Source organism: Campylobacter concisus (assembly GCF_003048555.1).
In the GTDB taxonomy this organism is placed as follows: Bacteria; Campylobacterota; Campylobacteria; order Campylobacterales; family Campylobacteraceae; genus Campylobacter_A; species Campylobacter_A concisus_AO.
The window spans coordinates 1-3,172 of record NZ_PIRR01000078.1 but is presented as its reverse complement, the minus strand read 5'-3'; the positions used below and the strand labels follow the sequence as shown (position 1 = coordinate 3,172).

2 protein-coding genes are annotated in these 3,172 nt (G+C 36.9%); both read left to right on the top strand.

What is annotated here, in order from left to right; translation table 11 throughout:
- The first annotated feature begins 101 nt into the window (after nt 1–101).
- The gene (locus CVS92_RS08875) at nt 102–1,502 is read left to right on the top strand and encodes an aspartate ammonia-lyase (RefSeq protein WP_072595163.1); all 1,401 of its coding nucleotides are present in this window, start codon (nt 102–104) and stop codon (nt 1,500–1,502) included.
- A gap of 91 nt (nt 1,503–1,593) precedes the next feature.
- On the top strand, nt 1,594–3,081 hold the full coding sequence (locus tag CVS92_RS08870; RefSeq protein WP_103628450.1) for an anaerobic C4-dicarboxylate transporter: 1,488 nt from the start codon (nt 1,594–1,596) through the stop codon (nt 3,079–3,081).
- Nucleotides 3,082–3,172: the final 91 nt, after the last annotated feature.

The following is a 3,172-nucleotide window of genomic DNA, read 5'->3' as shown; positions in this document are numbered from 1 at the left end:
GGTTAAAAATCAAATCTTAAAAAAATAAAGTAGTCATTAATATTTAAAATATTAAATATCTATATAATTTCATTAATACATTTTTTATAAGGAGAATGGTTATGGCAACCAGAAAAGAACACGATTTTATTGGCGAGTTAGAGATCTCTGACGATTTTTACTACGGTATCCAAACATTTAGAGCTACCGAAAATTTTCACATGAGCGGTAGAACTTTAAAAGAGTATCCATACTTTGTAAAAGCATTTGCACAAATCAAAAAAGCAGCTGCACTTGCAAATAAAGAGGTTGGCGTTTTAGATCCTAAGATCGCTGATACGCTAGCAAAAGCCGCTGATAGAGTAATAGCAGGTGAGTTTTTAGATCAATTTGTGGTTGATATGGTTCAAGGTGGTGCTGGAACTAGTACAAACATGAATGCAAATGAGGTTATTACAAACATCGCGCTTGAGAGCATGGGTCATAAAAAAGGTGAGTATCAATACATCCATCCAAACGATCATACAAACCTTGGACAAAGCACAAACGACACTTACCCAAGCTCAATAAAAGTAGCAACTTACGCAAAACTTACTGATTTGCTTGCTGCGATGAATCTACTAAAAGACGAACTTGATAAAAAAGCAAAAGATTTTAAAGATATCATTAAAATGGGTAGAACTGAGCTTGAGGACGCAGTTCCTACAACGCTTGGAAATACGTTTAATGCATTTGCAAGCTACATTAAAAGCGATATCGAAAAGATCACAGCTGCGCGCGAGTCAATGACATATCTAAATATGGGTGCAACTGCGATTGGTACAGGTATCAACTGCCATCCTGATTATAAAAATGTAGTTGTTAAAAAATTAAAAGATATCACTGGTGTTGATTTCAAAAAAGCTGATGATTTCATCGCAGCTACTCAAGATACAGCAGACTTCGTTCACGTAAGTGGTGCATTAAAAACTGCTGCCGTCCGCCTAAGTAAGATCGCAAATGACCTTCGTTTGATGAATTCAGGCCCAAGATGCGGTCTTGGCGAGATAAATTTACCACAAATGCAACCAGGCAGCTCTATCATGCCAGGCAAAGTAAACCCAGTTATCGCTGAGGTTGTAGGCGAAGCGTGCTATGAAGTAATCGGTAACGACGTAACTATCATGCTTTGCTCAGAAAGAGGTGAATTTGAGCTAAATGCATTTGAGCCAGGCATCGCTTATGCGCTATTTAACTCTATATTTATCCTTGAAAACGCGATGAAAACACTAGCTGAAAAAGCTGTAAGAAAACTAACAGCAAATCCAGAAGCTTGCTTAAAGTCAGTTCTAGGCTCAGTTGGTATCGTGACAGCATTTAACCCATACATTGGCTATGAAAAATCTGCAAGCATCGCTAAAGAGGCTTTGCAAACTGGTAAAGCAGTTGGTGATATCTGCCTAGAGAGAGGCTATCTAAGCAAAGAAGAGATCGACAAAATTTTAGAGCCAAAAAATATGCTAAATCCAAGCATGGTTAGGTAGAAATTTAAGCAAAGTATTATTAAAAGCGTGTCAAAATTCTGACACGCTTAAGTAAAAATTTTAGTTATAAAATTTAATAGAGGAGTTTTCAATGGATATTTCATTGATATTACAGTTGATCGTGCTCTTTGGTGCGATATTCTTGGGTGTTAGACTAGGCGGTATGGCTATTGGTTATGCTGGTGGCATCGGCGTCGTAGTTTTAACTTTAGGACTTGGATTAAAAGCAGGTAGTATACCTTGGGATGTTATTTTAATCATTATGTCCGTTATAGCTGCTATTACAGCGATGCAAGTAGCTGGTGGCCTTGATTATTTGGTGCAAATAGCCGAAGGGATACTAAGAAAACATCCAAAATACATAAATTTCTTAGCCCCAGTTGTCACTTATTTACTAACTGTATTTGCTGGTACTGGACACACAGCATTTTCTATGATTCCAGTTATTACTGAAGTTGCAAAGACACAAAACATTAAGCCTAGTGCGCCTCTTAGTATAGCTGTTGTTGCTAGTCAGATAGCTATTACTGCAAGCCCAGTTTCAGCAGCGGTTGTATTTATGGCTGGTGAGCATGCTTTGGGTGGACTTGGCATTAGCTATCCATTACTATTAGCTATCTGGATACCTACAACTTTTATTGGTTGTATGCTAACAGCTCTTGTTATAAATATATTTTATAATCTTGATCTAAGTAGCGATAAAGAGTACCAAAGAAGACTTAAAGAAGGGCTAATCAAAGATGTTAAAATCGAAGAGAAAAAAGAGCTTCCAAAAGGAGCTAAACTATCTGTTTTAATATTCTTAGTTGGTGTTATCTCTGTCGTTTTATATGCTACTGCTATTAGTAAAAACGTAGGCTGGATAAAACCAAGCTATGTAACAGGCTATGAAAAAATTTATGAGACCAAAAGTCCAGATAAATTTAATGAACTTGTCGCAAAAGATATAAAAGTCAAAACTGACTCAACTACTAATGTAAAATATGTAGAAGATCTAGATAAGCCTACAAAGGTGTTGGTATTAACTAGAGATAACGCTATCATGAGCTTTATGCTAGTTATCGCTACTTTAATCACACTAACTTGTGGCGTTAAAGTCGATAAGCTATTTAATACAGCTACATTTAAAAGCGGTATGACCGCGTGCGTCTGCGTGCTAGGTGTAGCGTGGCTTGGAGATACTTTCGTGGTAAATCACACCGATGCGATCAAAAATTTTGCCGGCGATTTTGTTAAAGACTATCCGTTTATGCTAGCTATTGCGCTATTTTTTGCTAGTATGCTTCTTTACTCTCAAGCCGCTACCGCAAAGGCGCTTATTCCTACAGTTATAGCCGCACTTGGTTTAACTGCTGCAAATAACGGTGACGCATATATTTTAGTTGCATCATTCGCTGCAGTTTCAGCATTGTTTGTGTTGCCAACATATCCGACACTTCTTGGAGCCGTTCAAATGGATGATACTGGAACAACTAGGATAGGTAAATATATATTTAACCACTCCTTTTTTATTCCAGGCGTTTTAGCTATTGCTTTTTCTGTCGCACTTGGATTTTTGATAGCTCCGATACTTTTATAAGTATTTTAAATCAAACTTAAGCCGAGATCTCTCTCGGCTTTTTAAATCCCTTTAAAATTTTTAATTTCTATTCAAAATCCTTAATCAAAAT

What these genes read in the sequence shown, in the direction of transcription:
- CVS92_RS08875 (WP_072595163.1), top strand. Translation starts at nt 102, where the DNA reads ATGGCAACCAGAAAAGAACACGATTTTATTGGCGAGTTAGAGATCTCT.
- CVS92_RS08870 (WP_103628450.1), top strand. Translation starts at nt 1,594, where the DNA reads ATGGATATTTCATTGATATTACAGTTGATCGTGCTCTTTGGTGCGATA.